This is a genomic window from Roseivivax isoporae LMG 25204 (genome assembly GCF_000521865.1).
Classification (GTDB): domain Bacteria; phylum Pseudomonadota; class Alphaproteobacteria; order Rhodobacterales; family Rhodobacteraceae; genus Roseivivax; species Roseivivax isoporae.
Genome location: NZ_JAME01000008.1, coordinates 100876 through 123741 on the forward strand (window position 1 = coordinate 100876; position 22866 = coordinate 123741).

The window sequence follows — 22866 nt, forward strand, 5'->3', positions numbered from 1 at the left end:
GGAGGCACGGGGGTGAGCTACGAGCTGACGCGCGACCGGGTCGAGACCTATTTCGACCGCACCGCCACCCGCACCTGGGCGCGGCTGACCTCGGACGCCAAGGTGAGCCGCATCCGCGAGACCGTGCGCCGCGGCCGCGACGCCATGCGCGCGCGGCTGCTCGACGCGCTGCCCGCCGACCTCTCGGGCGCGCGGGTGCTCGACGCGGGCTGCGGCGCGGGGCAGGCGACGCGCGCGCTGGCCGAGCGCGGCGCCGAGGTGGTGGCGGCGGATCTCTCGCCGCAGCTCCTGTCCCTGGCCGAGGCGCGGCTGCCCGAGGCGCTGCGCCGCCGGGTGTCCTTCGTCGCGGGCGACATGACCGATCCCGCGCTCGGCCGGTTCGACCACGTGCTGGCCATGGACAGCCTCATCTACTACCGCGAGGACGACATCCGCGCGGCGCTCGACCGGCTGGCCGGGCGCTGCGCTGGCTCCTGCGTCTTCACCGTGGCGCCGCGGACGCGGCTCCTGATGCTCATGTGGCATGCCGGGCGGCTCTTCCCGCGCTCGGACCGCTCGCCGGTCATGGTGCCGCACGCGCCCGACCGGCTTGCCCGGGTGCTGTCGGGCACCGGACGGGTGCGCGATCTCGGCCGCGTCGCGTCGGGCTTCTACATCAGCCACGCCCTGGAGGTGCGCAGATGACAGCCGCGCGCCGCATCGCCACCCGGTTCCTGCCGTTCTCGGACGCGGCGAGCGACACGCTGCCGCTTGGACAGCTCCTGCGGCTCGCGCTCTTCCAGGTGTCGGTGGGCATGGCGAGCGTGCTGCTGCTCGGCACGCTCAACCGGGTGATGATCGTCGAGCTGTCGGTGCCCGCGACCATCGTCGCCTGCATGATCGCGCTGCCGGTGCTGGTGGCGCCGTTCCGCGCGCTGCTGGGCTTCCGCTCGGACACGCACCGCTCGGCCATCGGCTGGAAGCGCGTGCCCTATCTCTGGTTCGGCTCGCTCTGGCAGATGGGCGGGCTCGCCATCATGCCGATGGCGCTGCTGGTGCTCGGCGGCGACGTGGTGCACGAGGTGCCCTTCGCGGGCGAGGTGCTGGCCGCGCTCGCGTTCCTGATGACGGGCCTCGGGCTGCACATGACGCAGACCGCGGGGCTCGCGCTCGCCTCGGACCGCGCCACCGAGGAGACGCGGCCGCGGGTCGTGGCGCTGCTCTACGTGATGTTCCTCGCCGGAATGGGCGTCTCGGCGCTGGTGATCGGCTGGCTCCTGCGCGACTTCACGCCGCTCACGCTCATCCGCGTGGTGCAGGGCGCGGCGGTCGCCGGGGTGGTGCTGAACGTCGTCGCGCTCTGGCGGCAGGAACGCGTCCGCCCGATGAGCGCCGCCGAACGCGCGGCGCCGCGTCCGCGCTTCTCGGAGGCCTGGGCCGATTACGCGCGCGGCGGGACCGCGGGGCGGCTCATCGCGGTGGTCTTCCTCGGCACCATGGCCTTCACCATGCAGGACGTGCTGCTCGAACCCTATGGCGGCGAGATCCTCGGGCTGTCGGTGTCGGCGACGACGCTCCTGACCGCCATGTGGGCGGCGGGCGCGCTCGTGGGCTTCGCCCTCGCCGCGCGGATGCTGGCACGGCGCGCCAACGTCTACCGCATGGCGGCGACCGGCGCGCTCGTGGGCATCGCCGCCTTCTCGACGGTGATCTTCGCCGCGCCCATGCAATCCCCGGTGCTGTTCTTCGCCGGGGCCGGGCTGATCGGGCTCGGCGGCGGGTACTTCGCCGTCTCGACGCTCACCGCGGCCATGACCATGCCGGCCGAGGGGCTGGCGGGGCGCGGCCTCGCGCTCGGCGCCTGGGGCGCGGCGCAGGCCACCGCGGCCGGCCTCGCCACCGCCATCGGCGGCGGGCTGCGCGACAGCGTGAACGCCCATGCCATGGCAGGCGATCTGGGCGCGGCGCTCGCCTCGCCCGCGACCGGCTACTCGGTGGTCTACCACGCCGAGATCGGTCTTCTGTTTCTCACCCTCGTGGTGCTCGGACCGCTGGTCAGCCGCGCCGCAGCCCACGGGGACACCCGCAGCAAGCAAGAGTTCGGCCTGGCCGATTTCCCCACCTGACCCAAGCCGTCGAGGAGGACGAGGGACATGATCAACGACTATCCGTTCGGGAACCTGGATCTGGCGAGCCTGTCGCTCTGGATCTTCTTCATCTTTTTCGTGGGCCTCGTCATCTGGCTCCAGCGCGAGAACCAGCGCGAAGGCTATCCGCTGGTCGAGGAGGACGGCCGCGTCGCCGATGCCGGCGGCATCTGGCCGGTGCCCGCCGACAAGACCTTCCGCCTGCCGCACGGCCGCGGCGAGGTGACCGTGCCATCGGGCCAGAACCCCGACCGCACCGACCTCGCGCTCGAGGCGACCAACGGCTCGTCCGGGTTTCCCTTCGCGCCGGTGGGCGATCCGATGGCGGCGGGCGTCGGCCCGGGCGCCTGGTGCCCGCGCGCCGACGTGCCAGAGCTCGACGCGCACGGCAAGCCCAAGATCGTGCCCATGTCCAAGGCGGGCTTCATGCATTCGGCCGGGCGGGACCCGCGCGGCATGCCGGTGCTCGCGGGCGACGACGTGGTCGTCGGCATGATCTCGGACATGTGGGTGGACGAGCCTGAACAGCTCGTGCGCTACCTCGAGATCACGCTCGATCCCGAGCATGGCGGCGGCAAGCGGCTGGTGCCGATGACCATGGCGCGGGTGCGCTCGGGCTTCGTGCAGGTGCGCTCGATCTTCGGCAAGCACTTCGCGGCCGTGCCGGCCACCGCCTCGGACAGCCAGGTCACCAAGCTCGAGGAGGAGAAGATCTGCGCCTATTACGGCGGCGGCCTGCTCTACGCGAGCGAGGAGCGCATCGCGCCGAGTTTCTGACGCGGTCCGGGCCTTCGGGCCCGGGCGCGGACCGATCTGCCGGGGGCCGGGACGGGGCCGCCGGCGGGACGGACCCAAGCCATACCGAAGCCATACGACACCCAGACGGATGCCAGCGGGGGAACCACAGATGAGCCACGACGATTTCGCCACCGAACCGGTGCCGGGCCTTCCCGAGCTTCCCCCCGAGGGGGAACGCATCCTCTGGCAGGGACGGCCGCAGGCCGCGGCCCTCGCCTGGCACTCGTTGAGCCTGCCCTGGGTCGCGGGCTACTTCGTGGCCCTGGCGCTCTGGCGCTTCCTGTCGCTCGTGGACATGCTGCCCATCGGGCAGGTCGTGGGCTACTCGGTGCCGTTCCTGTTCCTGGGCGGGATTGTCCTCGCGCTCCTGTTCCTCGTGGCCTACGTTCAGGCGCGGTCGACCGTCTACACGGTCACGAACCGGCGCGTCGCGATGCGGGTGGGCGCGGCGCTGACGCTGACGCTGAACCTGCCCTACACCCAGATCGCGCGGGCCGACCTCGCCCGGGGGCGCTTCGGCACCGGCACGATCGTGTTTGAAACCCTTGGCGAGACGCGGTTTTCCTACATGGTTCTCTGGCCGCACCTGCGCCCGTGGCGGTTCGCCCGCACGCAGCCCGCACTGCGCTGCATCCCCGATGCCGACCGCGTCGCGCGCCTGATCGCCGATGCCGCCGAGGCCCGCCTGTCGGTGCCGCAGGTCCGCCGCGTGACGCCCGCCCCGGCGGTCGCCGACCCGGCCGGCCTCGCGGCGGAATGAGGAGGCAGGAGCCATGTCCGACACCTCCCCCCGCTTCCGCACCGAGGACAAGGACCTTGTCCCGCGCGCGCTCGTGCGCGCCATGCTCGCCATGGTGCTGGCCAGCCTCGCACTGACCACCTGGGCGGTCTGGACCGACCGCCCGCTCGAGGCCACGCCGCCCGAAAGCGCGGCGGTGCTCGAGCGCACCCTCTACATCACCGGCGACATGTCCGGCGCCGCCCGCGTCCTCGACGCAGACGGCACCCTGATCGCCGACATGCCCCCCGAGACCGGCGGCTTCGTCTCCGGCGTCTGGCGGGTGCTGCAGCGCAAGCGCACCAATGCGCGCGTGCCGCTCGACGGGCCGGTCCGGCTCGTCGCGAGCGAGAACGGGCGGATCGCGATCGTCGATCCGTCCACCGGATGGCGTGCCGACCTCATGGGGTTCGGCGCGGACAATGCGGCAGCTTTCGCCAGGCTGCTGCGCTGAGACCCAAGGGAGGGAAGTCCATGGGATTGCTGACGAAGGATATCGAGAGGGCGCCTTGCACCGTCGAGGTCAGCCACAAGTTCGAAAGCCTGCACGCGCATGTGCGCTTCGACAACGGCGCCGTGATCTACCCCGGCGACGAGGTCAAGGTGCACGGCCCGGAGATCATGGCGCCGTTCGGCGAGATCGTGATCGAGGAACGCGAGGCGACCATCGTGCGCGCCTCGAAGCTCGAACGCCTCTGGACCCGCCTGACCGGCGACCTCGAGGTGATGGAGCTTTGCGAGTTCTCCTTTTCCGAGGAGGTCGCGCTGTGAACGTCCAGAACACCGGCCTGCGCGCGGCGCACACGGCCGACGCCACCACCGCCGAGGAAGGCCTCGCGATCCAGGAAGAGCAGGCCAAGCTCGATTCGAAGTTCGCCACCGACGTGGCGATGCAGAACACGCTCCTGACGCCGCGCTTCTACACCACAGATTTCGACGAGCTCGACGCGATCGACGTCGAACCCGTCCGCGCGGACTGGGACAACCTCATCGCCGAGATGCAGGCTGACCCGAACAAGGGCCATTTCCGCAAGACCGCGGACTGGGACCACGTGGACTGGGACGGCATGGATCCCGGCCTGCGCAAGGAATTCATCGACTTCCTGATCTCGTCCTGCACCGCCGAGTTCTCGGGCTGCGTCCTCTACAAGGAGATGAAGCGGCGCGGGTCGAACCACGACGTCACGACGCTGTTCCAGCTGATGGCGCGGGACGAGGCGCGGCATGCGGGCTTCATCAACGACGCGCTGCGGGAGGCGGGCGTCGCGGTGAACCTGGGCTTCCTGACGCAGAAGAAGAAGTACACCTACTTCCGGCCCAAGTTCATCTACTACGCCACCTACCTGTCGGAAAAGATCGGCTACGCCCGCTACATCACCATCTTCCGGCATCTCGAGAAGCATCCCGAGCACCGCTTCCACCCGATCTTCAAGTGGTTCGAGGAATGGTGCAACGACGAGTTCCGGCACGGCGAGGCCTTCGCCCTCCTGATGAAGACCGACCCGAAGTTGACGAGCGGTGTCAACGTCTGGTGGATCAAGTTCTTCCTGACGGCGGTCTACGCGACCATGTACGTGCGCGACCACCAGCGGCCGGCCTTCCACGAGGCGCTGGGCGTCGATCCCGACTGGTACGCGCACGAGGTGTTCACCAAGACCTCGAAGCTGTCCGAGCAGATCTTCCCGATCACGCTCGACATCGAGCACCCGGCCTGGCAGCCGACGCTCGAACGCCTCAGCGCGGCCAACAAGGCGATCGCCGCCGGCAAGGCGCAGGGCGGGCTCGGCGGCCGGGTGAAGACCCTGCTGAACTCGGCGCGTGCCGCCGCCTGCTTCGTTCGCCTCTACGCGATCCCCGCCAACCGCCACCGCGTGCCCGAGAGCACCCGGATGGAGCCGGCCTATTGACCCCGCGCGCGGGGATCCCGACGGCGCGCCGTCTCTTCCTTGGGGGAGAGACGCGCCTCCCGTCCGGCCCCGCGCGCACCATCCTGCGCACCGACCGGAGGGCGCCATGCTGAACGACCCGTGGATCGCCGCGCTGTTCGCGCTCTTCGCCTGGTGGTTCTCGACCGGCGCGATCCTCCTCGTCGTGCGGCGCGCCGACCGGCGCGGCAACGGCGAGCGGGTGACGCTGGCCGCGCTGCCGCTCCTCGCTCTCGGGATCTGGGGCATCTGGGCGACGCTCGGGCGGGCCGACGCGGCCGGCGCCTACCTCGCCTTCGTTTCCGCGCTGGCGGTCTGGGGCTGGATCGAGCTGGCCTTCCTCACCGGCACGGTGACCGGCCCCAACGCCCATTTCTGCCCGCGCCACCTGCCCGAATGGGAACGCTTCATCCGGGCGTGGGGTGTGCTTGCCTACCACGAGATGCTGCTGGTCGCGTCGCTGCTGGCGCTGTGGGCGCTGACGCGCGATGCCGCGAACGCGTTCGGCTTCTGGACCTTCGCGGTGCTCTTCTTCGCGCGCGTCTCGGCCAAGCTGAACCTCTTTCTCGGCGTGCCGCGCATCAACACGGAATTCATGCCGGCGGCACTTGCCCACGTGCCGAGCCATTTCCGCCGCGCCGGCGTGAACTGGCTCTTTCCGCTTTCGGTGACCGCGCTCAGCTTCGCGACCGCGTGCTGGCTCGATCGCCTCGTCACGGCCGAAACCTCGGTCGCCACGGCGGGTTTCGCGCTTCTTGCCGCGATGACCGCCCTCGCCCTTCTCGAACACTGGTTCATGGTCCTGCCGTTGCCCGACGAGAAGCTCTGGCGCTGGATGTTGCCCGCGCGCCCACAAAAAACACCATCCCGGGAGGACGCCCATGGACTTTGACGCCCTTTTCACCGAGAGCCTCGACGCTTTGAAGCGCGAGGGGAACTACCGCATCTTCGCCGAACTCGAGCGGCGCGCGGGCGCGTTCCCGAGGGCGATCAGCCATGACGCGCAGGCGCCCGACGACGTGACGGTGTGGTGCTCGAACGACTATCTCGGGATGGGGCAGCATCCGACCGTCATCCAGGCCATGGTCGACACGGCCCATGCCTGCGGCTGCGGCGCCGGCGGCACGCGCAACATCTCCGGCAACACCCACCAGCACGCGATGCTCGAGGCCGAGCTCGCCGACCTGCACGGCAAGGACTCGGCGCTCCTCTTCACCTCGGGCTACGTTTCCAACTGGGCGGCGCTGTCGACCCTCGGGTCGAAGCTGCCCGACGCGGTGATCCTCTCCGACGAGAAGAACCACGCCTCGATGATCGAGGGGATCCGCCATTCCAAGGCCGACAAGGTCATCTGGAGGCACAACGACCCCGAGGATCTCGATCGCAAGCTCGCGGCGCTGCCGGTCAACGCGACCAAGATCGTCGCCTTCGAATCGGTCTACTCGATGGATGGCGACATCTGCCCGATGGACGAGATCGTCGAGGTCGCGGAACGGCACGGCGCCATGACCTATCTCGACGAGGTGCACGCGGTCGGCATGTACGGCGCGCGCGGCGGCGGCATCAGCGAGGAACGCGGCCTGCAGGACCGCATCACGCTGATCGAGGGCACGCTCGGCAAGGCGTTCGGCGTGGTGGGCGGCTACGTCACCGGCTCGGCCGCGCTCTGCGACTTCATCCGCAGCTTCGCGTCGGGGTTCATCTTTACGACCGCGCTGCCGCCGGCCTGCGCCGCGGCCGCCTGCACCTCGATTCGCCACCTGAAGGAAAGCGGCGCCGAACGCGCCCGCCAGAAGGAACAGGTGCGCAAGCTGCGCGCCCGGCTCGACGCGCAGGGCATCCCGCACCTGCCCAACGACAGCCACATCATCCCGGTCATGATCAAGGACCCGGTGAAGTGCCGCCAGCTCGCCGACATCCTGATGCAGGACTTCGGCATCTACGTGCAGCCGATCAACTACCCGACGGTGCCCAAAGGCACCGAGCGGCTGCGCTTCACCCCCGGTCCGCTGCACACCGACGAGGACATCGAGTACCTCGTGCAGGCGCTTGCCACGCTCTGGAAGCGCTGCGCGTTGGCGCACGCGGTGGCGTGATCGAGAGGACGGCGGGCAGGTCTTCCATCGGGCAGGAAAGCGGTTAAATCTCCCGCTGCCATGACCCGAAAGACCCGCCTGTTCCGTCCCCTCTCCGTCGCGCTCTGCGCGCTCTGGTTTGCCGCGCCCGCGGTCGGTCAGGGTGCGGGTGACCCCGAGGCGGGCGCGCGCGCCTTCCGGAACTGCACCGCCTGCCACGCGGTCGTCGCCGACGACGGCCGGGTGCTTGTGCCCGGCGGGCGCGCGGGGCCGAATCTCTACGGGATCGCGGGACGCCGCGCCGGCACCGTCGCCGGGTTCAACTACGGCGACTCGCTGCAGCGTGCCGGCGCGCAGGGGCTGACCTGGACGCAGGAAACCTTCGTCGACTACCTCGTGAACCCGACGGAATATCTCAAGGAATGGCTGGGCGACGACAGCGCCCGCGGCACGATGGCCTTCCGGATGAAGGCCAACCGCGAGGACCTCTGGGCCTACCTGCGCTCGCTCGAACCCTGAGCCGGCTTCCGGCTCAGTTGGTGTTCGCGATCGTCGTCACCTGCCGGGTGAAGCCGAAGACGGACCCGAACAGCGCGAAGATGGTCTGCGCCTTGGTGACTGGCGATTCGGTCGCGAGGACGGTGTCGTCGGGATAGATGTTGAACTGCCGCGCCGCGAACAGCCCGTCGGCGCTCGTCAGGTCGAAGGCGAAGATCACCTGCTGCCGATTCGGGCCCGACCCGTCCGCGCGCAGCGCCGAGGCGCTGTATTCGCGCAGGACCAGCACGCCCTTCGGATCCGCACGGCTGTCCTGCAGGCCGCGCATCAGGGCGAGGGCCTCGAGCGCGGAGATGCGCGGCTTGGTGAAGCTGATCAGGTCCTCGGACCCCGAAGCGCCGAGCGCGGTGAAGGTGCGATCGTCGTCGGACACCACGACCACGTCCCGGGGCTGCAGCGTGGTGTTGCGCGCGCCGGACTTGAACAGGTCCTCGGCGAAGATCTCGTAGGTCGACCCGCCCCGGATCAGTTTGACGATCGGGTTCTGGTAGGTCGGCGTGATGCCGCCGCCGGCCGAGATCAGGCTGATGATGGGATAGTTCCGCGACGGCATCGGGTAGGTGCCCGGCGCGCCGACGCCGCCGGCGAGGTCGACGGAATTGTTCTGCCCGGGCTGCAGTTGCAGGAGCACCTGCGCGGAGGGCACGATAGGCTCGAGCATGCGCTGGATGCGCGCGCGCGCCGCCGAGGGCGTCATGCCGCGCACGTTCACGCGGTCGATGTAGGGCACGAAGATCGCGCCGTCCTGGTCGACCTCGAGCCCCTGCATCTGCGTGGACTTCTCGGCGGTGCTGGTCAGCAGCGAGTTCTCCTGGCTGTCGTAGATCGTCAGGTTCACCCGGTCGCCGGTCGAGATCACCGAGGTGTCGGGCGCGCCGGTGGCGCCGATCCAGTTGAACGACCGGTAGTTCCCGGTCGCGGGCCAATGCGCGACGCCCGCCATGTTCGCCCGTGTGACCGGCACGACCTGGAAGGTCGGCTCGGCCGAGCGGCTTTCGTTCACGACCTCGGATTCCAGCGCCGCGCCGCGCGGCAGGCTGCACGCCGCCACGAGCAGCAGCGACGCCACAAGAGCCAGGAGTCTTCGTGTCGCGGCCATGTTCGTCCCTCTTCCCGTGTCGTGCGGACACGCCGATCCTTTTCCGCACCGGCCACCCGGTGATAAACGTGTTGGCGGCAAATTCCAGTGGGGATGGACTCAAAAATGTCTGGCGGCGAAGCTTCCGGCCCGATCCTGCTCACCGGCGCGACCGGCAAGGTCGGGCGCCTTCTGCGCGGGGTCTGGCCGACGGTGTCGGGGGCGCCCGCGCTCGTGCCCGTGGCGCGGCGCCCCGGCGCGGGCGTGGTGTGGGAGCCCGGCGCACCCACGGACGGCCTGCCACGCGCGGCGGTGGTCGCGGCGTTCTGGGGTGTCGTGCCGGGGCCGGGCCGCGACCTGAGCCGGAACGCCGAACTGGCCGGGGCGGCGATGGCGCTCGGGCGCGCGGTGGGCGCCCGGCTGGTGATCCACTGCTCCACCTCCGCGGTCTACGCGCCCGGACCCGAGACCCTGACCGAGGAGGACACGCCCGCGCCGCCCGGACCCTACGGCGCGGCGAAGCTCGAGATGGAGGCGGCGGTGGCGCGGCACGTGGCGGCCGATCCGCAGGGGCCGCGTGCCGTCTGCCTCCGGATCGGCAACGTCGCCGGCGCCGAGAGCCTCTTCGACGCGATGACCCGCGCCCACGAGGTCACGCTTGACCGCTTCGCGGACGGGGCGGGACCAGAGCGCAACTACATCGCGCCGAGCGACCTCGCCCGCGTTGTCGTCGCGCTTGCCGCCGCCGATCCCGCGCGGCTGCCGGCGATCCTCAATGTCGGCGCCCCCCGCACCACCGCGATGGAGGCGATCGCCCGCGCCGCCGGCCGTCCGGTCCTCTGGCGCGTCGCACCGGAAGGGGCCGCGCGGCGGGTGGCGCTCGACGTGTCGCGCATGCTGGCGATCTGCCCGCTCGACGACCGCGCCGCGGATCCCGCGCATCTCGTCTCGGACTGGCGCGCCGCCCTGGCGGCCGCCGCATGAGGGCCATGGCGCGCGCGCTCGACGTCACCGTCGCCGCTCTGCTTGCGGTGGTGCTGTCCCCGGTGATCCTGCTGATCGCCCTCGCCATCCTGTGTCTCGACGGCCGGCCGGTGCTCTATCTCGGCGAACGCATGCGCGCGCCGGGGCAGGCGTTCCTGCTGTGGAAGTTCCGCACCATGCGCACGGTCGCGACGGACAGCGGCGTCTCGGGCGGGGACAAGGCGCGGCGCATCACCCGGACGGGCCGCATCCTGCGCCGCTACCGGCTGGACGAGCTGCCGCAGCTCTGGAACATCCTGCGGGGCGACATCGGCTTCGTCGGACCGCGCCCGCCGCTGCGCCGCTACGTCGAGATGTTCCCGGACCTCTATGCCGAGGTCCTGAAGGACCGCCCCGGCGTGACCGGCATGGCGACGCTCGCTTTTCACCGTGCGGAGGAACGGATGCTCGGGCGCTGCGCCACGGCGGCCGAGACCGAGGCGGTCTATTGCCGCCGCTGCGTTCCCCGGAAGGCGCGGATCGACATGATCTACGCGCGTCGGCGCACGCTGTGCAGCGACGCCCGCCTCATGCTGTCCACGGTGGTGCGCCGCCTGCCGCCGCATTGAGCCTGGGCAGGCGGGCGCCTCAGCGGCGCAGCACGCGGTAGTTCAGGAACTCGGACAATCCGCCAACGAATTGCTGCGCGCTCAAGACCCGGCCCGCGTCGTCGACCAGCACCAGCGACACGAAATCGCGGCCCCCGTCGCTGACGCAATGGACGTGCAGCCGGGTGCCCCGCGCACGCACCTCGCCCGACGCGAAATCCTCGCGGCCCTGTGGCAGCACGTTGCAGGTATAGGTGTCGGTGACGGTGTGGTTCTCGCCGTCGAGATGCCGCATCACGTAGGGTGCGGTGCCGCGCTGGCGCGCGCGGATCAGTGACAGGAGCGCGTCCTCGTCCGTCGACATGAGGTCGCCGCCGAGCCCGCGCGTCTGCACCACGAAGCCGTCGCGGAACACGACCGAGGCACCCGCGGGCGTCGCGTAGGTGGTATACGCGCCGTTGCGCTGCACCGGCACGAACAGCGCCTGTCCGCCGCGGCTTTCCACCTCGACGAAGGTCACGGGACCGCGGAGCTGGCCCAGCGTGCTCATGATCGTCGCCTCGGGCAACGGCGCGGGCCGGCCGCTGCCGATCTGCGCGCCGATCTGGCGCAGGACGTCGATGGAACGGACGCGCTCCTGATCGCTGCCGCAGGACGCGAGCGCGAGGACGAGCGAGAGCGGCAGGACCGCGCGCAGGAAGGTCTTGCCGATCATCTCCAGAACCGCCCCCAGGTCTTGGCCATCTCGGGGCCGTGGTTGTCGCGCACCCGGTCGTACAGCCGGCCGCGCACGGACAGGCGCGCGCCGCCGTCGCGGGTGATCGGCTTGATGACCACCGTCTCGGCCCGGCGGTTCGCGCTGCCGATCGCCCAGTTGAGCGGCAGCGTCACGCGGATGCCCTTGTCGAAGGAGCCCTCGCCGAATTCGTCGGCGCTGAGCTCGGTGAAGGTGGCGAAGGCGCCCACGCGCCAGCCGTTGTCGAACTCGCGGTCGATCGAGACCGTCGCGCCGTAATCGCCGGCGAGGTAGCGGCCCACGTCGACCTGGCCGTGGAAACCCCAGCCGATGTCGTAATAGGCCGACAGGTGGCCGTTCACCTCGGGGATCTCCCCGGTGATGGTCTCGTTGTCGCGCAGCCCGAACCCGCCGTCGTAGTCGCGCTGGCGGATGAAGTTCACCTCGCCGCCGAGGCCGAGCCGGCTGTCCACGGGTTTCCACAGAACTTCGGTCGAGATGCCCGCGTACTGCCTCTCGAGGTAGCCGGCGGTCACGCGGGTGTAGAAGTCCTCGACCGGGTGGGCATAGTGCGACAGCGTCAGGTAATCGACCGCGGTGTCGGCTTCCCGGGCATAGAGCGTGTAGTTGGTGCGCACCGCCGGCACGCCCGGGGTCGCCGTGTTGATGCGGCCGTCGCCGATGTTGCCGCCGAGCTTGTGGGACACCGCGCCCGCCAGGATGAAGCTCGGCGTGAGGCGTGCCTCGCCGCTCACGCGCAGACCGTAGTCGACCCGCAGCGGCTCGTCGGGATCGAAGGCGCTCGTCCGCACGAAGGGCGAGAACGACCATTCGAGCTTCGGGTACTCGTCGGGGAAGGGCGCGGGGGTCAGGCCGGCGGCGTCGACGATGCGCGCGCGATCCTCGATCGCCGAGGCCGCGTCGAATTCCAGCGTCTCGATGTCGGCGCGGTCGAGCACCACGGCCGATCCGGGCAGGCCGTCCTCGGTGGTCACGATCACGAACTCGCTGATCGAGCCCGGCAGCGCGCGCGTCATCGCCCGCGCGGTGCGGCCGATGGCCTGCGGCACGGCATTGTACTTGCGGTTCTGGATGCGCGCGGTGGCGCGTCCGGCCTCGAGCCTCAGGCCCTCGAGCCCGATGCCCTCGTCGTCGAGCAGCTGGTCGAGCGACTCGCGCGCCCGGGTCTGCGCCACGGAATTGCCGGTCCACCCGAGGTCGACGGCGCTTTCCGCGCTGCGCGGCTGAACGGGCAGGGGCGCGCCCTCGTTGCCGCCCGGAACCGGCGCCGATTTCAGGTCGGTGGCGAGCGTGATCTGCGCGCCGATCTCGGTGCCGTAGACGTGGTAGAGCGACAGCTGCGTGCCGTTCCGGAACATGTAGTCGATCCCGAAATTCCACGGCGAGCTGCGCTCGAACGGCGAGGTGCTCTGCTCGAGCTCGTAATCGTCGGACGAGTATTCGAGCTTCACCCGCAGCCGGTCGGTCACGTCGTAGCTGACGCCGCCGAAAAAGCCCGCGTCGCCCCGGAAGAAGCGTTCGTAGTCGACCGTGCCCCCGAGCCCGATGTCGTTCGCGGGACGCGTGCCGGTCGATCCCACCACGTTGTGGCTGCCGAGCCGGCCCCAGCCGAGGCCCCCGGTCACGCGCAGGCCCGGGACGATCTCCTTGGTTGCGACGAGGTATTCGCCGCCGAAGAGCCCCGTGCCGGCGAAGTCCTGCAGACCCACCGTCACCGCCGGCAGCCAGTCGCTTTCCTTGAGCAGCTGGAGGCGGATGTCGAAGCTGCGGTCGAAATAGTCGTCGCGCGGGTCGAGCGTCGAATCCTGCAGCCGCGCGTAGCGGAAGCTGCCGATCACCCGCGGCAGCAGCTGGAAGCTGAGCGTGCCGCGCGTCGTGTTCCCGAACTGCCCGACCGTCAGCGCGAGCGTGCCGTCGGACGCCATCTCGGCCGTCGGCATGTCCACGAGGCCGGGCAGGCCGTAGAGGTTGAAGCTCGGGACCCGCTTCCCGGGGGCTTCCTGCGCGGTCGCCTGGGCGTGGGCGCCGCCTGCCGCGGCGGACAGGATCGCGGCGGCGGCGGTCGCCTTCAGCGCCCCGAGCGCGCTTCGCTTGTCCGACATGAGCCTCTCCCTGCCACGCGTGGTTCTCGGGCCTTAGTAGCGGCGCACGGTGCGCCCTGTCCATCGGACCCGGAACGGGCTGTCGCGGTTTTGAGGCTTTCGCCACACAGGCGCCCGAGTTCGGCGGAACTCTCGTCCCACCTCGCGTGCAGATCGTGGCCCCGGGCTGTCGGGTGGAGTGACGGGCATGGCTGGGAACGGGAACGGCACGACGATCATCAAGCGCAAGAAGGTGGTCGCCGGCGGCGGTCATCACGGCGGGGCGTGGAAGGTCGCCTATGCGGACTTCGTGACCGCGATGATGGCCTTCTTCATGCTGATGTGGCTGCTGAACGCGACGACCGAGAAGCAGCGCAAGGGGCTCGCGGACTATTTCAGCCCGACGATCTCGATCAACCGCGTGTCGGGCGGCGGGGACAAGGACCTCAAGGGCAGCTCGGTGTTCGCGGAGGACACGCTGCCGCAGGACGGCACCGGGGCGACCGCGCGGAACCCCGCCGAGCAGCAGCAGGCGCAGGGCGCCGACGCCGCGGACGAGGGCTCTCCGACCCACGCGATCGAGACGGTCGTGCTCGAGGAGACGCGCCGCATCCTGCTCGAGAAGATGGTCGAATCGCAGGACGGCAACAGCCTCCTGCAGCACATGAGCATCCGCATCACCGATGCGGGGCTCGTGATCGAGCTGCACGACCTGCCGGGCGCGCCGCTGTTCACAGGCGTGGACGAGCCGGCCGATCCGCTGCGCCGGCTGACGCAGGTCCTGGCCGAGACCGGGCTTGTCGTTGAGAACGCGCTGTCGGTCGAGGCGTTTGTCGCGACCTTTCCCGAGGTCCTCGCGGTCAATCCCGCCTGGACGACCTCCGAGGCGCGCGCGCAGAAGGTGCGCGTCCTGCTCGAGGAGGGCGGCCTGCCGGGCAGGCGTATCGCCCGGGTGACCGCGCATGCCGACCGCAAGCCCGCGCACGAGAACCCCATGAGCCCGCGCAACAACCGCGTCGAGGTCATCTTCCTGCGCTGAGGGGGTGCTGCGCATTTTACCCGTTAGCCGGGCATTAAGCCCGGCTGCGTATCAGGGGTGGGTGTCCGGTATCAGCAGAAAGGCGAGTCCATGACGATCTCCTCCTCCCTGAACGCGAGCGTTTCGGGACTTGCGGCAAACGCGAGCCGCCTTGCCACCATCTCGGACAACATCGCGAACTCCTCGACCTTCGGCTACAAGCGGGCCGAGACCGATTTCCACGCCATGGTGTCGAGCGACACGGGCGTGCGCTACAGCGCGGGCGGCGTCCGGACCTCGACCCGCCGCCTGATCGATCAGACCGGATCGCTCGTCACCACGTCCAACGCGACGGACCTGGCCGTGCGGGGGCGCGGCTTCCTTCCGGTCGCGCGGGCGAGCGAGGTCCAGCAGGGCAGCACCTCGCCGCAGATGTTCCTCACCACCACGGGCTCCTTCCGCACCGATTCAGAGGGTTTCCTGCGCACGGACAGCGGGCTGATGCTGCTCGGCTGGCCGGCGAACGTGGACGGCACGATCCCGACCTTCGCGCGCGACAGCGACGACGCGCTCGAACCGGTGCGGATCAACATCAACCGCCTGTCCGGCGAACCCACGACCTCGGTGACGCTGGGCGTGAACCTGCCCGCGACCCAGACCATCCCGGGATCGGCGGGCGACCCGCTCTTCCTGCCGGTCGAGTACTTCGACAATCTCGGCGTCTCTGAGAATCTCAACATCACGTTCACGCCCACCGTTCCCGGCGCCCCGCCCGCCTCGAACACCTGGACGATGCAGATCGAGGATTCGGTCAACCCGGGCACGGTCATCGGCGGATATACCCTTGTCTTCGACAACTCGCCGGCCAGCGGCGGCAGCATCGCCAGCGTGACCACGGTCTCGGGCGGCACCTACGATGCCGCGACGGGCACGCTGATCGTCAACGTCGCCAGCGGCCCGATGGAGATCAACATCGGCGTGCCGGGGCAGAGCGACGGCATCACCCAGCTCGCCGACAGCTTCGCGCCGCTCAACATCAGCAAGAACGGCTCGCCGGTCGGAAACATGACCTCGGTCGAGATCGACACCAACGGCCTCGTGCACGCCTTCTTCAACACCGGCGTCACGCGCACGATCTTTCAGGTGCCGCTCGTCGATCTGCCCAATCCCAACGGGCTCGAGGCCATCGACAACCAGCTTTACGTGATCAGCCCCGAATCCGGCAGCATGTTCCTGCGCGACGCGGGCGACGGCGCGATCGGCGACGTGGTCGCCTTCGCACGCGAGGAATCGACCACCGATGTCGCGGCCGAGCTGACCGCGATGATCCAGACCCAGCGGGCCTACTCGTCGAACGCCAAGGTCATCCAGACCGTGGACGAGATGCTGCAGGAAACCACCAACATCAAGCGCTGACCGCGCGATTGAAGAGGGAACGGGGCCATGGGCCTTTCCGCGGCACTGAGCAACGCACTGAGCGGCCTCACGGCGAGCGCGCGATCGGCGGCACTCGTCTCCTCGAACATCGCGAACGCGACGACCGAGGGCTATGGCCGGCGCGAGCTGTCGCTTGCCGCGAACGGCGACGCCACCTGGGGCGGTGTGTCCGTCACCGGCGTGGTGCGCCACGGCGACCCGGTCCTGCTCGCAGACCGCTGGCTGTCGGATTCGGGCGCCGGCTACGCCCGGACCATGCAGGCCTATGCCGACCGGCTCGACTTCCTGTCGGGCAGTGCAGATGACGGCATGGGCACGCTCGGCGACCGCCTCGCCGCGTTCGAGAACGCGCTCACCGTGGCCGCGGGCAACCCCGCATCGGCACAGCGCCTGGCCGACGTCGCGCAGACCGCGGTCGACATGGCCGACGCGCTCAACACGCTCTCCGCCGGCATCCAGGAGGCGCGCAGCCGCGCCGATGCAGCGATCGCCGCGGATGTCGGGCTTCTGAACACCAACCTCGGGCGCGTCGCCGACCTCAACGACCGCATCGTGTACGCGACGCGGCGCGGCGGCGACGTCTCGGGTCTCCTCGATCAGCGGCAGGCGGCGATCGACGGCCTCTCTGCGCTGCTGCCCGTGCGTCTGGCCCCGCGCGGCGACGGCGCCGTCGCGCTCTATACCGGCGGCGGCGCGCTTCTCCTCGACGGCAACGCCCTCGAGATCGGCTTCTCCCCCACCCCCTACGTCGCGCCGCACCAGACGCTTGCGGGCGGAACCCTCTCGGGCCTCACCATCGCCGGCAACCCGGTCTCGACCGATCCGGGCGGCCCTCTCGGCCGGGGCAGCCTCGCCGCGCAATTCCGCATCCGCGACGTTGAGGCGGTGGCGATGCAGGACACCCTCGACGCGGTCGCGCTGGACCTCGCGCAGCGGTTCGGCCCCGGCGGCCCCGACACCACGCTCGGCGCCGCGGATCCGGGCCTCTTCACCGACGCGGGCGCCGCGGTGGCGGCGACGCCGCCCGCGGGTCTCGCCGGCCGGATCGCGATCAACCCGCTCGTCGCGCCGGGCAGCACCGAGCAATGGCGCCTGCGCGACGGCCTCGCCGCGGCGGCTCCCGGACCGGTCGGCGACGCAGGGCTCCTGCAGGACATGGGCGCGGCCTTGCGCGCCGTCCGCGTACCGTCGGGCGTGGCGCTCGGAACCGGCGCCAAGAGCCTCGTCGCCCATGTTGCGGACCTCTCTTCGGCGGTGTCCGGCTTCAGGGTTCGGGCGGACGGGGATCTCGGCTTCGCCGAGGCGCAGAACATGGCGCTGCGCGAACTCGAGCTGGCCGGGGGCGTCGACACCGACGCCGAGGTGCAGAAGCTTCTGCAGCTCGAACAATCCTATGCCGCGAACGCCCGCGTGCTGACCGCCGTGGACGAGATGCTCGAGCGGCTGCTCGCGATCTGAAGGAGGACAGTCCATGCAATCGATCGGCGATCTCGCGCAGAGCCTCGCGCTGGGCTTCCGGCAGACCCGGCTCAAGACGGACATCGACCGCCTCGGTGTCGAGCTGTCCACGGGACTGGCCGCGGACAAGGCTGCGCGCCTCAACGGCGACACCACGACGCTTCAGTCGGTTGAGCATGCGCTGCGGCGCCTCGACGCCTTCCGGATCGCCACCACAGAGGCCGGCATCGTTTCCGAATCCATGCAGCGTGCGCTCGACATCGTGCAGACGGGCACCCAGGACCTGACCGCGAGCCTTCTGCGCGCGGGCCTCCTCGTGACCGATTCCGCTCGGGCGACGCTCTCCAACGACGCAGCCGAGACGTTGCAGAGCGTCATCTCCGCCCTGAACACGCAGGCGGCGGGCCGCGTGCTCTTCGCCGGCATCGCCACGGATACCGTGCCCCTGACCAACGCGCGGGAACTGGTGGCGGACCTCGTGACCCATGTGGGGGGCGCCACGGACGTGGCCGGCATCGACGCGGCCCTCGACGACTGGTTCGACACGCCCGGCGGCGGCTTCGAGACCACGACCTACCGCGGCGCGACCGAGGACCTGCAGCCGCTCGAACTGCGCGAGGGCGTCACGGTATCGCTGGCCGTCCGTGCCGATGACGGGACCGTCCGCGCCATCCTCAAGGCCGCCGCAAAGGCCGCGCTCGTGAACGAGGACGCCCTCGCGCTCGATCCGGACGTGAAGACCGGGCTTCTCGTGGCGGCCGGTCGCGACCTTGCCGCGCTGGAATTGCCGCTGACCGAACTGCGCGCGACGCTCGGGCTTGCCGAGGGCCGGATCGAGCAGACCTCGGTGCGCAACGCGAGCGAGGTCACGAGCCTCGAGATCGCTCGCCTCAATCTCGTCGGCACCGATCCCTACGAAACCGCGATCCGCCTCGAGCAGGCCGAGCTGCAATTGCGCAGCCTCTACACCGCCACCGCGCGGGCATCGCGGCTGTCCCTTCTGGAGTACATCCGGTGATCCGTGCCGCCCTCTTCTTCATCGCCGCGCTGTTCGCGCTGCCCGTCATCGCGGCCGCGCAGGACGTCCGGATCAAGGATCTCGTGGAGTTCGAGGGTGTCCGCGGCAACGACCTCGTGGGCTACGGGCTCGTGGCCGGGCTCGACGGCACCGGCGACGGACTGCGCAACGCACCCTTCACCGAGGAGATCATGGCGAACATCCTCGAAAGGCTCGGCGTCAACGTCAGCGGCGAGCAGTTCCGCCCCCGCAACGTGGCGGCGGTCCTCGTGACCGCACAGCTGCCGCCCTTCGCACGCACCGGCAGCCAGATCGACGTCACGGTCTCGGCCATCGGCGACGCGCAGAGCCTCCTCGGGGGGACCCTCGTGATGACACCGCTCAACGCCGCGGATGGCGAGATCTACGCCGTGGCCCAGGGCAGCGTGATCGCGGGCGGGGTCGCGGCCGAAGGGGACGGTGCGCGCGTCGTGCAGGGCGTTCCGACGTCGGGAACGATCCCCTCCGGCGCCCGGGTCGAGCGCGAAGTGGGCTTCGACTTTGCGTCGCTCTCGAGCCTGCGCCTGGCGCTGCGCGAGGCGGACTTCACCACCGCGGTGCGCATCGAGGCCGCGATCAACGCGACCTTCGGCACGGAGAGCGCCATCATGATCGACGCGGGGACGGTCGAGGTCGCTCTCGCGCGCACCGGTGCCCGGTCGCCCGCGCACGCCGTCGTGCGGATGGAGAACATCCCGATCGTGCCGGAACGCCGCGCGCGCGTCGTGATCGACCAGCGGTCGGGGACCATCGTCATGGGTGCCGACGTGCGCATCAGTCGCGTGGCGGTGTCCCAGGGAAACCTGACGCTGCGGATCCAGGAGGCGCCGGTCGTCGTGCAGCCCAATCCCTTCGCAGAGGGCGAGACGGTTGTCGTCCCCCGCACCGAGACGGGAATCATCGAGGACCTGGGCCCGGGGCTCGCCGAGGTGTCCGCCGGTGCCAGCCTGTCCGAGGTCGTGGCGGGTCTCAACGCGCTTGGTGTCTCGCCCAGGGACATGATCGACATCCTCAAGAGCATCAAGGCGGCCGGGGCGCTGCACGCAGAGCTTCTCGTGATGTGAGGCCGGCGCGCCGACACGGCCAGGTTTTCGCACGTTTTTCAGGGGGTTTTCGATGTTCGGCATCATCGGCATCGCGGTGATCTTCGCCATGGTGTTCGGCGGCTACATCCTGGCCGGCGGCAAGATGGGGATCATACTCAAGTCGCTGCCCTTCGAGATGATGATGATCGGGGGGGCGGCGGTAGGCGCGTTCCTGATCGGCAACGACCTGTCGACCGTCAAGCAGACCGGCCGCGACGTCGTGAAGGTCTTCAAGGGGCCGCGCTGGAAGCACGCAGACTACCGCGACCTGCTCTGCCTGCTGTTCGAACTTGTCCGCGTTGCGCGCCAGAGCCCGGTCAGCATCGAGGCGCATATCGAGGACCCGGAGAATTCCGATATCTTCTCGCGCTATCCGCGGATCCTCAGGGATCGGGAAGCGGTAGAGCTCATCTGCGACACGATGCGCTCGATCTCGATGAACTACGACGACCCGCACCAGGTCGAGGAGATGCTGGAAAAGCGCATGGAGGCGAACCTGCACCACGCGTTGCATTCGAGCCACGCCCTGCAGACCGTGGCCGATGGCCTGCCTGCGCTCGGCATCGTCGCCGCGGTGCTGGGCGTGATCAAGACGATGGGATCGATCGACCAGCCGCCCGAGGTGCTCGGCAAGCTCATCGGCGGGGCCCTCGTGGGCACGTTCCTCGGCGTCTTCCTCGCCTACGGTCTCGTCGGGCCGTTTGCCGCCAAGGTGAAGGCGGTCGTGGAGGAAGAGGCGCATTTCTACCAGCTGATCCGCGAGGTCCTGGTCGCGAACCTGCACAATCATCCCACGAACATCTGCATCGAGGTCGGCCGCCAGAATACGCCGGCCCATCACAGGCCGACCTTTTCGGAACTGGAAGAGGCGCTCAAGTCGGCCAAGCAGGAGGCCGCGTGATGCCGACGCTCCTCTGTCCGCGCCATGCCCCGGCGCTTGCGATCATGGCCATGCTGATCGCGGCCTGCGCCGTGTCGAGGGCCGAGGCGCAGGGATTGCCGGTCTATACCGGCGAACATGGCGCCTTCACCCGCGTGGTCGTGGCCCTGCCCGCAGACGGCAAGTGGTCGCTGATCCCTCCGCGCGACGAGGAACCGGCACGCCTCAGGATCGCCGGCGCGGAACAAGGCTTCGACCTCTCGCAGATCTGGCGGCGCATCGATCGCTCGCGGGTGGCAGATCTCCGTCCCGGCGACGACCGCGCCACACTCCTTCTCGACCTCGCCTGTGCCTGCGAGGTGACCGCGACGCCGGATGGCACCGGTCACCTGATCCTCGACGTGGCGCCCGGACGCGGCGAGCCGTCGCTCCTGCCGACACCGGCGCTCCAGATCCCGATCGGCAACAACGCCGCGGAGGACATCGCCCGGGCCCTGCCGCTGCCGCCGGGCGACGCTGCGCCCACCCGAGTGGACGAACCCGCGACAGACGGAGCGACGCAGGTCGCTGCGGCGGCGATCCTGCATGACGTGTCGGCTGCCATCTCGTCGGGCATTCTGTCGAGTGCCGAACCCGAGGCCGCGCTGCGCAGGCTGGCTGCACTGGAAGGTTCCCGTGAACCTCCCGACCCGGGCTCTGCCGCCACGTCCGAAGCCGTCCCTGCCCCCGTCCGCCCACACTGCGATGCCTACGCCTTTCTCGACATCCGGAGCGGCGCCTCGCCCGAGCCCCGGTTCTCGGCGATCGCCGAGGCGCGCGGCTTGCTGCTCGACGGTGCCGGGAGGGTCGTTCCGGACCGGTCCCGCGCGCTGGTCGAGATCTACCTGTCGCTCGGCCTCGGGCAGGAGGTGATCCCGCTTCTTGCCGCAGCCGGGACGCCGGATGCGGCCGATCTCGACCAACTCGCCCGCCTGATGGAGGATCCCGCCGCCGAGCGGCCGGGTCTTGCCGCCCGCCTGGCATGTGGCGTGACCGAACATGTCTGGGCCCTGTTCGACCCGGCGGTCGATGCCGCCATGCTCGATGGCGATGCGATCGTGGCGAGTGTCGATGCGTGGTCGCAGCCTCTACAGGCCCATCTCGGTCCCGCAGTGATGCGCCGCCTGCGGCTCCGCGGAATGGACGACGTTGCGCGCCGGATCGGTCTGCGCCTCGATCGCAGCGACGTGACCCGAAGCGACAAGCAGAGGCTCGAAGCGGCGCGGCTGTCCCCCGCCGGCGCTACCGAACCGCTGCGCGCGCTCCGGGCCTCTGCCGACGAGGAGGTCGCGGTGGCGGCGCTCGAGGACCTCGCGCACGCCACGGACGATCCGGGCGAAGCTGCTTCCCTCGCCGACCATGCCGGCGCCATGGCGCAGGAATATCGCGGCAGTGCGAAGGAGGTGGAGCTCTTCTCGGCGCAGGTCGCCGCGCTCGCGGCGTCCGGGGCCTATGGCGAGGCCCACGATCTGCTTGCCGCCGACCCGGGTCGCGCCGGTGACGCGCTTCAGGACCTCGAGCGGCGGATCCTCGAGGCCGCGCTGGCCGACGCGCATGTCGCACGGTCGCTGTCGTTCCTCGTCGCGCGGTCGGACGACCTCGGGCCCGGGTCCGCGCTTCCCGAAGCCCGGCGTCTCGCGGCGGCCGCGCGCCTGCTCGATGGCGGCCTTGCCGATCCGGCGCTGTCCGTCCTCGCGGGTATCACCGCCGAACGGCATGCGCGGGACCGAAGCATCCTCGAAGCGCGCGGCGCGCTCATGCTGAGACGGCCGGAAGAGGCCGAGATCGCGCTTATCGGGCTCGCCGGCGAGGACGCCGAGACGCTGCGCGCCGAGGCTCGCGAGATGATGGGGGATTTTGCATATCTCGACCTGCAGGACGGCGATGCCGTACCCGCGCCACTGCGTCAGGACGCGGCGATCCTTGCCGGCAACTGGTCCGGCGTCGCCGAGGCCGACGATGATGCCTGGGCCGAGGCCGCGCGACTGATGCAGGCCGAGGCGCTCACGCAGTCGCTCGACCCGGAGCGCCTCGCGTCCTTCGAGGACATCGCGAGCAGGAGCGCGGACACGCGGGCCGCGCTCGAGGCACTTCTCTCTCGCACGGCGATGGCCGAGGAATGAGGATGGCCATGAGGCGTTTCCG

The 22866-nt window shown here is 70.2% G+C and carries 22 protein-coding genes; 19 read left to right on the top strand and 3 right to left on the bottom strand.

Annotated features, from left to right (window positions below; all coding sequences use genetic code 11):
* The first annotated feature begins 12 nt into the window (after nt 1-12).
* From bchM to RISW2_RS07145, 10 genes are all read left to right on the top strand, one after another.
* A complete protein-coding gene (gene bchM / locus RISW2_RS07100; protein ID WP_043768465.1) occupies nt 13-684 on the top strand; it encodes a magnesium protoporphyrin IX methyltransferase in 672 nt (223 codons plus the stop codon).
* Nucleotides 681-2105 (top strand): PucC family protein, encoded by a 1425-nt coding sequence (locus tag RISW2_RS07105; RefSeq protein WP_043768467.1) that lies wholly within the window; start codon nt 681-683, stop codon nt 2103-2105. The genes bchM and RISW2_RS07105 overlap by 4 nt, the downstream gene beginning before the upstream one ends.
* Before the next feature lie 27 nt (nt 2106-2132).
* Nucleotides 2133-2903: a photosynthetic reaction center subunit H gene (gene puhA / locus RISW2_RS07110; protein ID WP_211238678.1), complete on the top strand. Its 771-nt coding sequence runs from the start codon at nt 2133-2135 to the stop codon at nt 2901-2903.
* A gap of 130 nt (nt 2904-3033) precedes the next feature.
* On the top strand, nt 3034-3684 hold the full coding sequence (puhB, locus tag RISW2_RS07115; protein ID WP_043768469.1) for a photosynthetic complex putative assembly protein PuhB: 651 nt from the start codon (nt 3034-3036) through the stop codon (nt 3682-3684).
* Nucleotides 3685-3697: 13 nt separating this feature from the next.
* Nucleotides 3698-4156: a photosynthetic complex assembly protein PuhC gene (gene puhC, locus RISW2_RS07120; RefSeq protein WP_043768471.1), complete on the top strand. Its 459-nt coding sequence runs from the start codon at nt 3698-3700 to the stop codon at nt 4154-4156.
* Between the two features lie 20 nt (nt 4157-4176).
* Entirely contained in the window at nt 4177-4473 is a 297-nt protein-coding gene (locus tag RISW2_RS07125; RefSeq protein ID WP_043768473.1) for a hypothetical protein, read from the top strand.
* Nucleotides 4470-5609 carry a magnesium-protoporphyrin IX monomethyl ester (oxidative) cyclase gene (gene acsF / locus RISW2_RS07130; RefSeq protein ID WP_244437522.1) on the top strand — a complete coding sequence of 380 codons (1140 nt, stop codon included), beginning with the start codon at nt 4470-4472 and terminating at the stop codon, nt 5607-5609. The genes RISW2_RS07125 and acsF overlap by 4 nt, the downstream gene beginning before the upstream one ends.
* A gap of 106 nt (nt 5610-5715) precedes the next feature.
* Nucleotides 5716-6519 carry a putative photosynthetic complex assembly protein PuhE gene (puhE, locus tag RISW2_RS07135; RefSeq protein ID WP_043768475.1) on the top strand — a complete coding sequence of 268 codons (804 nt, stop codon included), beginning with the start codon at nt 5716-5718 and terminating at the stop codon, nt 6517-6519.
* Nucleotides 6509-7723, top strand: a complete 1215-nt coding sequence (gene hemA / locus RISW2_RS07140) for a 5-aminolevulinate synthase (RefSeq protein WP_043768477.1) — start codon at nt 6509-6511, stop codon at nt 7721-7723. The genes puhE and hemA overlap by 11 nt, the downstream gene beginning before the upstream one ends.
* Before the next feature lie 60 nt (nt 7724-7783).
* Nucleotides 7784-8221 carry a c-type cytochrome gene (locus RISW2_RS07145; protein ID WP_051491846.1) on the top strand — a complete coding sequence of 146 codons (438 nt, stop codon included), beginning with the start codon at nt 7784-7786 and terminating at the stop codon, nt 8219-8221.
* Nucleotides 8222-8234: 13 nt separating this feature from the next.
* Here RISW2_RS07145 and RISW2_RS07150 read toward each other — a convergent pair whose 3' ends face one another.
* Nucleotides 8235-9359, bottom strand: coding sequence for a polysaccharide biosynthesis/export family protein (locus RISW2_RS07150; RefSeq protein WP_043768479.1), 1125 nt, complete (start codon nt 9357-9359; stop codon nt 8235-8237).
* Nucleotides 9360-9464: 105 nt separating this feature from the next.
* Here RISW2_RS07150 and RISW2_RS07155 point away from each other — a divergent pair, with 105 nt between their 5' ends.
* Complete coding sequence (locus RISW2_RS07155; RefSeq protein WP_051491847.1) at nt 9465-10322, top strand: NAD-dependent epimerase/dehydratase family protein; 858 nt, start codon at nt 9465-9467, stop codon at nt 10320-10322.
* Nucleotides 10319-10930, top strand: a complete 612-nt coding sequence (locus RISW2_RS07160; RefSeq protein ID WP_043768481.1) for a sugar transferase — start codon at nt 10319-10321, stop codon at nt 10928-10930. Before RISW2_RS07155 ends, RISW2_RS07160 begins: the two co-directional genes overlap by 4 nt.
* A 19-nt stretch (nt 10931-10949) precedes the next feature.
* Here RISW2_RS07160 and RISW2_RS07165 read toward each other — a convergent pair whose 3' ends face one another.
* Together RISW2_RS07165 and RISW2_RS07170 are read right to left on the bottom strand one after the other, a co-directional pair.
* Nucleotides 10950-11624, bottom strand: a complete 675-nt coding sequence (locus tag RISW2_RS07165; protein ID WP_051491848.1) for a YjbF family lipoprotein — start codon at nt 11622-11624, stop codon at nt 10950-10952.
* Entirely contained in the window at nt 11621-13768 is a 2148-nt protein-coding gene (locus RISW2_RS07170; protein WP_043768483.1) for a YjbH domain-containing protein, read from the bottom strand. The genes RISW2_RS07165 and RISW2_RS07170 overlap by 4 nt, the downstream gene beginning before the upstream one ends.
* Before the next feature lie 187 nt (nt 13769-13955).
* Here RISW2_RS07170 and RISW2_RS07175 point away from each other — a divergent pair, with 187 nt between their 5' ends.
* The 7 genes from RISW2_RS07175 to RISW2_RS07205 all read left to right on the top strand — a co-directional run bounded on the left by RISW2_RS07175 (nt 13956) and on the right by RISW2_RS07205 (nt 22844).
* Nucleotides 13956-14786 (top strand): flagellar motor protein MotB, encoded by an 831-nt coding sequence (locus RISW2_RS07175; protein WP_043768485.1) that lies wholly within the window; start codon nt 13956-13958, stop codon nt 14784-14786.
* Nucleotides 14787-14876: 90 nt separating this feature from the next.
* Entirely contained in the window at nt 14877-16181 is a 1305-nt protein-coding gene (locus RISW2_RS07180) for a flagellar hook protein FlgE (protein ID WP_043768487.1), read from the top strand.
* 27 nt (nt 16182-16208) lie between these two features.
* Entirely contained in the window at nt 16209-17660 is a 1452-nt protein-coding gene (locus RISW2_RS07185; RefSeq protein WP_043768489.1) for a FlgK family flagellar hook-associated protein, read from the top strand.
* Between the two features lie 13 nt (nt 17661-17673).
* Nucleotides 17674-18678 carry a flagellin gene (locus tag RISW2_RS07190; RefSeq protein WP_043768491.1) on the top strand — a complete coding sequence of 335 codons (1005 nt, stop codon included), beginning with the start codon at nt 17674-17676 and terminating at the stop codon, nt 18676-18678.
* Complete coding sequence (locus tag RISW2_RS07195) at nt 18675-19781, top strand: flagellar basal body P-ring protein FlgI (RefSeq protein WP_043768493.1); 1107 nt, start codon at nt 18675-18677, stop codon at nt 19779-19781. Before RISW2_RS07190 ends, RISW2_RS07195 begins: the two co-directional genes overlap by 4 nt.
* 52 nt (nt 19782-19833) lie before the next feature.
* Nucleotides 19834-20703, top strand: coding sequence for a flagellar motor stator protein MotA (motA, locus tag RISW2_RS07200; RefSeq protein ID WP_043768502.1), 870 nt, complete (start codon nt 19834-19836; stop codon nt 20701-20703).
* On the top strand, nt 20703-22844 hold the full coding sequence (locus RISW2_RS07205) for a hypothetical protein (protein ID WP_043768504.1): 2142 nt from the start codon (nt 20703-20705) through the stop codon (nt 22842-22844). The genes motA and RISW2_RS07205 overlap by 1 nt, the downstream gene beginning before the upstream one ends.
* The last annotated feature ends 22 nt before the right edge of the window (nt 22845-22866 follow it).

Coding starts and splice junctions, on each gene's coding strand:
- RISW2_RS07105 (WP_043768467.1), top strand. CDS start 681: ATGACAGCCGCGCGCCGCATCGCCACCCGGTTCCTGCCGTTCTCGGAC.
- puhA (WP_211238678.1), top strand. CDS start 2,133: ATGATCAACGACTATCCGTTCGGGAACCTGGATCTGGCGAGCCTGTCG.
- puhB (WP_043768469.1), top strand. CDS start 3,034: ATGAGCCACGACGATTTCGCCACCGAACCGGTGCCGGGCCTTCCCGAG.
- puhC (WP_043768471.1), top strand. CDS start 3,698: ATGTCCGACACCTCCCCCCGCTTCCGCACCGAGGACAAGGACCTTGTC.
- RISW2_RS07125 (WP_043768473.1), top strand. CDS start 4,177: ATGGGATTGCTGACGAAGGATATCGAGAGGGCGCCTTGCACCGTCGAG.
- puhE (WP_043768475.1), top strand. CDS start 5,716: ATGCTGAACGACCCGTGGATCGCCGCGCTGTTCGCGCTCTTCGCCTGG.
- hemA (WP_043768477.1), top strand. CDS start 6,509: ATGGACTTTGACGCCCTTTTCACCGAGAGCCTCGACGCTTTGAAGCGC.
- RISW2_RS07145 (WP_051491846.1), top strand. CDS start 7,784: ATGACCCGAAAGACCCGCCTGTTCCGTCCCCTCTCCGTCGCGCTCTGC.
- RISW2_RS07150 (WP_043768479.1), bottom strand. CDS start 9,359: ATGGCCGCGACACGAAGACTCCTGGCTCTTGTGGCGTCGCTGCTGCTC.
- RISW2_RS07155 (WP_051491847.1), top strand. CDS start 9,465: ATGTCTGGCGGCGAAGCTTCCGGCCCGATCCTGCTCACCGGCGCGACC.
- RISW2_RS07160 (WP_043768481.1), top strand. CDS start 10,319: ATGAGGGCCATGGCGCGCGCGCTCGACGTCACCGTCGCCGCTCTGCTT.
- RISW2_RS07165 (WP_051491848.1), bottom strand. CDS start 11,624: ATGATCGGCAAGACCTTCCTGCGCGCGGTCCTGCCGCTCTCGCTCGTC.
- RISW2_RS07170 (WP_043768483.1), bottom strand. CDS start 13,768: ATGTCGGACAAGCGAAGCGCGCTCGGGGCGCTGAAGGCGACCGCCGCC.
- RISW2_RS07175 (WP_043768485.1), top strand. CDS start 13,956: ATGGCTGGGAACGGGAACGGCACGACGATCATCAAGCGCAAGAAGGTG.
- RISW2_RS07180 (WP_043768487.1), top strand. CDS start 14,877: ATGACGATCTCCTCCTCCCTGAACGCGAGCGTTTCGGGACTTGCGGCA.
- RISW2_RS07185 (WP_043768489.1), top strand. CDS start 16,209: ATGGGCCTTTCCGCGGCACTGAGCAACGCACTGAGCGGCCTCACGGCG.
- RISW2_RS07190 (WP_043768491.1), top strand. CDS start 17,674: ATGCAATCGATCGGCGATCTCGCGCAGAGCCTCGCGCTGGGCTTCCGG.
- motA (WP_043768502.1), top strand. CDS start 19,834: ATGTTCGGCATCATCGGCATCGCGGTGATCTTCGCCATGGTGTTCGGC.
- RISW2_RS07205 (WP_043768504.1), top strand. CDS start 20,703: ATGCCGACGCTCCTCTGTCCGCGCCATGCCCCGGCGCTTGCGATCATG.